Annotated in this window: 7 protein-coding genes and 1 pseudogene; 5 read left to right on the forward strand and 3 right to left on the reverse strand. The window is 68.6% G+C overall.

What is annotated here, in order from left to right; translation table 11 throughout:
• The 3 genes from AC2VOK_RS19330 to AC2VOK_RS19340 form a co-directional block, all read left to right on the forward strand.
• Positions 1-793: 4-alpha-glucanotransferase (locus AC2VOK_RS19330; protein WP_428901907.1), on the forward strand; the 793-nt coding region annotated here is incomplete at its 5' end.
• Positions 794-827: 34 nt separating this feature from the next.
• Positions 828-1,709 carry an LLM class F420-dependent oxidoreductase gene (locus AC2VOK_RS19335; RefSeq protein WP_428901908.1) on the forward strand — a complete coding sequence of 294 codons (882 nt, stop codon included), beginning with the start codon at positions 828-830 and terminating at the stop codon, positions 1,707-1,709.
• A 16-nt stretch (positions 1,710-1,725) separates the two neighbouring features.
• Positions 1,726-2,196 (forward strand): nuclear transport factor 2 family protein, encoded by a 471-nt coding sequence (locus AC2VOK_RS19340; protein WP_428901909.1) that lies wholly within the window; start codon positions 1,726-1,728, stop codon positions 2,194-2,196.
• A gap of 152 nt (positions 2,197-2,348) precedes the next feature.
• Here the strand turns inward: AC2VOK_RS19340 and AC2VOK_RS19345 are convergent, their stop codons facing one another.
• Complete coding sequence (locus tag AC2VOK_RS19345; protein WP_428901910.1) at positions 2,349-2,786, reverse strand: type II toxin-antitoxin system Rv0910 family toxin; 438 nt, start codon at positions 2,784-2,786, stop codon at positions 2,349-2,351.
• Positions 2,787-2,871: 85 nt separating this feature from the next.
• Positions 2,872-3,429: a hypothetical protein gene (locus tag AC2VOK_RS19350; protein ID WP_428901911.1), complete on the reverse strand. Its 558-nt coding sequence runs from the start codon at positions 3,427-3,429 to the stop codon at positions 2,872-2,874.
• A 211-nt stretch (positions 3,430-3,640) separates the two neighbouring features.
• On the opposite strand from AC2VOK_RS19350, the gene AC2VOK_RS19355 reads away from it, so the two are divergent.
• Both AC2VOK_RS19355 and AC2VOK_RS19360 read left to right on the forward strand, forming a co-directional pair.
• Positions 3,641-5,365: a DUF4407 domain-containing protein gene (locus AC2VOK_RS19355; protein WP_428901912.1), complete on the forward strand. Its 1,725-nt coding sequence runs from the start codon at positions 3,641-3,643 to the stop codon at positions 5,363-5,365.
• 169 nt (positions 5,366-5,534) lie between these two features.
• Complete coding sequence (locus AC2VOK_RS19360) at positions 5,535-5,996, forward strand: DUF6941 family protein (protein WP_428901913.1); 462 nt, start codon at positions 5,535-5,537, stop codon at positions 5,994-5,996.
• A gap of 70 nt (positions 5,997-6,066) precedes the next feature.
• Here AC2VOK_RS19360 and AC2VOK_RS19365 read toward each other — a convergent pair.
• A pseudogene (locus AC2VOK_RS19365) lies at positions 6,067-6,352 on the reverse strand (cytochrome P450); the annotation flags it as partial.
• Positions 6,353-6,803: the final 451 nt, after the last annotated feature.

Genomic DNA, 6,803 nt, shown 5'->3' on the forward strand with positions numbered 1-6,803 from the left:
GCTGATCCAGGCGGTGTTGCGGCATGCCGGCGGCGTGCGGATCGATCACATCATCGGGCTGTTCCGGCTGTGGTGGATCCCCGCCGGCGCCCCGCCCAACGAGGGCACCTACGTGCGCTACGACCACGAGGCGATGATCGGCATCGTGGCTCTGGAGGCACACCGGGCCGGGGCGCTGGTGGTCGGCGAAGACCTCGGCACGGTCGAGCCGTGGGTGCGCGACTACCTCTTGTTACGCGGCCTGCTGGGCACCTCGATCCTGTGGTTCGAACTCGACCGCGACGGAAACGGCGGCCCGCTGCCGGCCGAACGCTGGCGGGAGTACTGCCTGGCATCGGTCACCACCCACGATCTGCCGCCCACCGCCGGCTACCTGGCCGGTGACCACGTCCGGCTGCGCGACTCCCTCCGCCTGCTGACCCGGCCCGTGGCGGAGGAACTCGAGTCGGATCGGACCGAGCTGGCGGCCTGGCTGACCGAGTTGCGCCGGGTAGGCCTGCTCGCCGCCGGGGAGGACGACCCCGAGCAGGTCGTCATCGCCCTCTACCGATACCTGGGCCGGACACCGTCGCGGCTGGTGGGGGTTGCGCTGACCGACGCGGTCGGCGACCGCCGCACCCAGAACCAACCGGGAACCATCGACGAATATCCCAACTGGCGGGTTCCGCTGACCGGACCGGACGGCCGGCAGTTGATGCTCGAGGACGTGTTCACCGACCGCCGGGCGGGGGCCCTGGCGCAGGCGGTCCGCGCCGCGATCGCGCCCACCGCCGGCGAGCGGGGTGACGGCTGAGCCGCCCGGCGGCGACCCTGTAGTTTTGACGGCCATGAAGGTGTCGGTCGTGGCCCCCGTCGCCGACGGTGTCACCGCCGACCCCGGCTGGATGGTGAGTTTCGCCGAACACCTCGAGCTGTGCGGTTTCGAGTCGATCGTGGTGGTCGAGCACACCGTTATGCTCACCCGCTACCGGAGCGTCTATCCCTACGACAGTTCCGGGCGCGTCGGGCTGGCGGCCGATTGCCCGATTCCCGATCCGCTCGATCTGCTGGCGTTCCTGGCAGGCCACACCAGCCGGCTGGGGCTGGCCACGGGAGTCTTGGTGCTGCCCAACCACCATCCAGTCGTGCTGGCCAAAAGAGCCGCGACCGTTGACGCACTGTCGGGGGGGAGGCTGCGGCTGTGCGTAGGGGTCGGTTGGCTCAAGGAAGAGCTGGAGGCCTGCGGCGCCGACTTTGACAACCGGGGCCGGCGCGCCGACGAGCAGTTGGCGGTGTTGCGGGCGCTGTGGGCCGACAAGCCCACAGGGGCGTCGTTCCACGGGGAATTCTTCGACTTCGACAACGTCATGTCGTACCCGAAACCAGTTGACGGCCAACGATTCCCGGTGCACATCGGCGGGCACAGCCGAGCGGCTGCGCGACGCGCAGGACGGTTCGGCGACGGCTTCCAGCCGCTCGGCGTGAGCGGCCCGGAACTCGACTCCCTGATCGCGGTGATGCGCGAGGAGGCGTCGTCGGCGGGACGGGATCCGGCGGGCCTGGAAATCTCACTGGGCCATCTGGTCACCAAGATCGACGCCGAGCGGGCAGGCGCCCTTGCCGATCGAGGCGCCGACCGCGTCGTCCTGGCGATGCCGCCGACTACCGACATAGAGCAGGCCAAGGACATGCTCTCGGCCTGTGCGCAGCGGCTGTCGCTGGCTTCGTGAACACTGCGCGTCGACGATGAGGCTTTCGGCGGAGGACCGGGTGGCCCTGAGCGACCTGGTCCATCGCTATGCGGCCAACGTCGACGACCGTCGATTCGACGACGCAGCAGGGCTTTTCACTCCCACGGCCGAGCTGGTGGTGCCCGATCCGCCGCGCGCTCTGGGGCCGGTCCACGTACACCGGGGGCAGCAGGCCATCGCCACGGCGGTGGCCGCGGTGGCCGCGGTGGCCCGGACCGAACACGCGATCGTCGGCGAGGTGTACGACGAAGCTTCGGGCCCCGGGTGCGCGTGGGGACGCATCGCCTGCGTCGCGCATCACTGGAATCAGCACGGCGAAGAAGTGATCGATGCGACGTGGCACCTTCGCTACGACGACGAATACACGGTGACGGATGCGGGCTGGCGAATGAGCCGCCGGGCGCTGACGATCAACGCCATCGAGACACGGGCCGTGCGTCGGCTGCTGCCCCGTGATCCGGACTGACGACTGAATCGATCTCGTTTTCTCGAAAGCCTTTTCGGGTGGCAGACTGCGAAAGTTCCGCGCACTTCACCCTGGGCAAGGCCCGCGCCGGTGTGCACGCCCGGAATATCGGCACTGGCCGGCGAGGCGCCGGTGGCCCGCCTGTCCCCGGGTCACTGCAACGACGCGAGGTTGTCGATGTTGTCCATGGACTTGCGAACATCGGATCGGATCACCCACGCAACCAGGCTGCCGATCGGTCCGCTCAGCAGACCGCCACCGAGGTCGGCGGTCAGATGGAACTCCGAGCCCGGAGGGCCGGCGGCTACCTCCATACTCACCACTATCCGGATTCCGCCACGGCCATAGCCTTGCAGCTCAATCGATTTCGTCTCGTCGTAGCCCGTGACCTTCCAGTGAACGACTTTGCGGAAGCCTTTGACCTTGACGCACGACGACACCCGGGTGCCCTTTTCGATCGTCGACGGCACCGGGCCGCGCCACCCGCCGAATATCGTCATCCACTCATCGAATCGGCGCAGATCGGAAGCGAGCTTCCAGGCGGTCGTCGGCTCCGCGTCCGAGGCTATCGAAACGTCCACTCGTGCCACGTTCCTCGTTTCCCCCATCGTCGACACCTGCGATCTCGGGAATGCATACCCGCATGTGCGCGGGCTTACTCCTGCGTAGCGCAAGCTACGGGCGGGCCGCGTTGATCTGCTGGGCAATGTCGATGACCTGGGCGGATTGCGACTGGTGCACGTCGATCTCGTCGGCGACGTACTGGGCGATGAATCGACGGATCTCACCGTCGACGCCTGCCAAGATGCGCAGCACCTCGCCTCGGAGGGACTTGGACGACACATTGACGGTGATATCGGAGGGCCGCGGTTTGGAGACTTCGACGACCAGTAGCAGCGGCTCGGCGGCACGCGCCGCAGCACGCAGGGCGATGTCCCCGGAGATCACGAACCGCTGCTTGTCGAGTCGCAGGTCGAGAAGCAGATCGATCGACAGCGGGATATGGATGACGAAGCTGATGCTGTCATCGAGACGGCGCGTCACCCGCGGGTCGTGGATCTTGACGTTCGCGCTCACCTTGGCAATCCCGCCGGGCCCCTGGGCGATCGGTTCCATGGCGAATTCGTTGCCCGCGATGTCGGCGAACGCGGCCGCGACCCGTTCAGGGGTGACGGCGTATTCGAAGAATCTGCGACCGAATTCTTCGTAGGTGATGTAAGCATGGCTCTGCATAGGCTTATACCGTCTCATGTCGCCCGGCTGAACAGCCGCTGATCTGCTCGCGTCGCGGAATTTTCGCCCGGCAGCCACGCCGTGTCGTGTCACCCGGCGCGGTGCGGTGGGCTCCGTCGAGGTTGTGAACAACGCCACATCCGGGCGCCTCGATTCGGTGTGCGAGTCGGTGGCCTGGGAGCCTTGAGCGATTGGAGGTGTTTGGACTCTGATGGGTGTCGACGAATGTGCTGAGCACCGCCCGGCCGGATCGCGTGCCGGCGGGCTGCTCAGGTGGCTCGGTGGCGGACACCGGCGTGAGCTCGGCGAGCGTCACGAGAGGTCCAGCCACGCGGTCGCCGGCTTGATCGTGCTGGGGGGAGCCGTGCTGGCCTGGTGTGTCGCGAGCCTGGCCATGGCCGAGTCGACATGGTGGCCGCTGCCGGCGATCGTGCCGTCGGCCCTGGTCTTCGCCGTACTGGTCGGCGCGGCGACCCGGGGGGTCGCGAGCGGGAAGCGCCTGAACCGGCCCGGGATCGCGGGACGCGTGGCCGTGGCGGCGGCGGTCGGCGTCGTCGTGGGTGAACTCGCCGCGCTCGTGATGTTTTCCGGCGCGATCGACCGCCATCTCGACGAACAGGCCCTGCGCAACGCCGATTCGGCGCCGGTGGTCGCGCAGGCAGCGGCGGCCCTACGGCAAACCCAGCATGCCCGCAACAGCCTCGACAATGCCGTCGAACTGGCGCGCGCCAATCAGGACAAGGCCCTGGAAACCGCGCGCTGCGAGTACCACCCTTCCCCCGGATGTCCGCAGACCCGGATCACCGGCGTTCCCGGGCCCGGACCCGAAACGCGAACGGCAAATGAGCTTCTCGCCGACGCGCGGCGCGAGCTGGACGGCGCGCTGGTGATGCGCGACGGCATGGCACCCGAACTCAACGCCGAGATCGCCCGCCGGGAGCAAGCCCTCGCCGATGCGCGGCGCAGCGCGATCGCCGGCGCCGGTCGGGGCCTCGGTCCGCGGTGGACCGCCATGAACGACCTCGCGCCGGCCGGCAGCGGAGGCTTGCTGTTGCGCCTGTTGACGATCGAGTTTTGCACGCTGGTCTACTTGCTGCCACTCGTGTTGCGGCTGTGGCGCGGCGAGACAACCCACGAGCGCCGGACCATCGCGCACGCGGATCGGGAACGCGCCGAACTCGAGGCGGAAACCACGATCGCGATCAAGCGGGCCGAGGTGCGCCGTGCGACCGAAATCATGTGGGCCGAGCATCAAATCACCCAGGCCCGGCTGGCCATCGAAGCCCAGCGGGAAATCGACCGCGAACAACAGCGCCGGCGCGTCGTGGAAGCCCTCGACGCGCCGGTTCACGCGTGGTCGCGACGGACCGTCGAGCCGGCGGAGCAAGAGATGTACCTGCCGATCGCCGCGGAAACCGAGGCGCCCAGCCGGGCGGTCGCGCCTCTGTCGGCCGGTGGTGAGCCTGACGACGCTCCGGACGACCCGGAACACCTGCCGGCACAGGTGGAGGCGAGCGGCGAGGTCCAGCCCCGCCACGAGCACGACACGCCGTTGATTTCGTCGCTCCCCTTGGCTGCGGCTCGGTGGCTGCGCCCGCTGGTGCCCCCGATCGTCGCGCGGGTGATCGACACGACTGCCCGGCCGCTGCGCACCGCGCGTCAGGTGTTCGAAGAGGTGGAGGAGCTCACGTTCGTGCTCAGGCACACCCGAAAGGTGACCGTCGATTCGGAGAGCTTCGATGCCGCTGCCCGGCCGGCGCTCAGCTCCACCAGCCACCGGCAGTCCCCCTCGTGGCAGCCAACGGAGGCGGCTCACGCGGGCCGCTCTTCCCTGGACTCGGCACCGCACGAGCGCAAGCCGCAGCTGACCGAGCGGGAGGGATCGCACGGTTTGGAGCCCCCCGTGGGTCCGCGGCAGCTACCGCCCGCCCACTGACCGGTGCCCGCTCCCCATGCCCCGACCATGCGTGGCGGCGCCGGGGTTCGGCCCACGGCGTATCATCCAGCCGATAACAGCAGAGCAAGGAACTCGTGGGGACGGCAGCAATGGCAGGGCGGTGTCTCATGGTGTCAACCGGAAGAACGATCGCGGTTCCGGCGATCGCATGAAGGTCAGCCTCTTCCTCGCGGACGCGGCGCAGGCCGACGCCCAATCCGGCAAGGTCAACGCTCTCGGACTGGGCTGGCGGCAGTGCCAAACCCCCACGCCCGCAATCGCTTTGGTGCTGTTCTTGGATATCGACTGGAACGAGACCAACAAACAGTACAAGCTGACGTGCCAACTCTTGACCACCGACGGCGAGCCGGTGGCCGTGCCGGGACCACACGGGCCACAGCAGATCAGCTTCGAGGCGGTAGCGGAGGCCGGGCGCCCGCCCGGGGCCATCCACGGCACCTCCGTTCGAATGCCGCTCACCCTGAACATCCCCGCGGGGATTCCTCTGGAACCGGGGATCTACGAGTGGCGCGTGGAAATCGCCGGTTTTGACCAGGCCACCGCGGTCGAGGCGTTCGTCGTGGTCGGCCACGCGCAGCCGCCGCAGCCGCCGCAGCCGCCATCGCAGTAGGGCTCGCCGCGCGCGGCGCACCGATCCCCGGTCGTGCTGCCGAGGCGGCTCGCGTGACCGTTGATTCGAGGCGCTCCAGGATTCTCGGCAACCACCGGCGCACCTCGGCCGCCTCGATTGCCGAGCTGCGCTCGCGCAGCAGGCGCAACACGATGTGTACTTCCAGACGCGCCGGCGCAAAAATGGTCTCCTCTGCCAAAGCTGATGTGACCCTTGATGTGTCTGCGATCCAGGCGCAATTCGCCGGGCGTGCCGGAGCGCGCCGGGTCCCGGTTGGCCGCCCCGCACAGCGGCAGCAGATGGGAGTCGGCGGGCAGGTCGACGCCGGCGAGCGAGGCGTGGTTTCGCACGTGCCGGCAGATTCGCCACCGACCTCGCCGGACGCGACGCACCGGCGGCGGCCCGCACGCAGGGCAATGGGCGGCCCGCGTCGTGCTGTCGCTGATCTATTGGCCGCTCTAAGACGACCGCGCCGAACATGATGTGGTGCGACGTTTCGTAGCGTGCGCGTTCGCGCGTCAGTGCTGAGCCGCGCCCTACTCGTCGCGAAACCTGTCGTACGCGGCGTCGTCGCCAGCCATCGGGCGGACACCCCATCGTCTCCAACGCGACGAACTGGATGGGCCCCGTCTTTCCAGTCCGCGGAAAGGTGCGCGCAATAGCCACAGCTTGTAGAGGCGGTTGTCGCAGCCGTGCCAGCCGAAACACCGCGCCCACACTGCGGGTGCGTATCCATGAATCTGGAGGCCGGCTCACCGCCACCGGCGAAGTGGGCCAGCGCCCAGGCCAGTGCGAACGCCGGTACCC

The sequence above is a fragment of the Mycobacterium sp. TH-M116 genome (assembly GCF_057473685.1).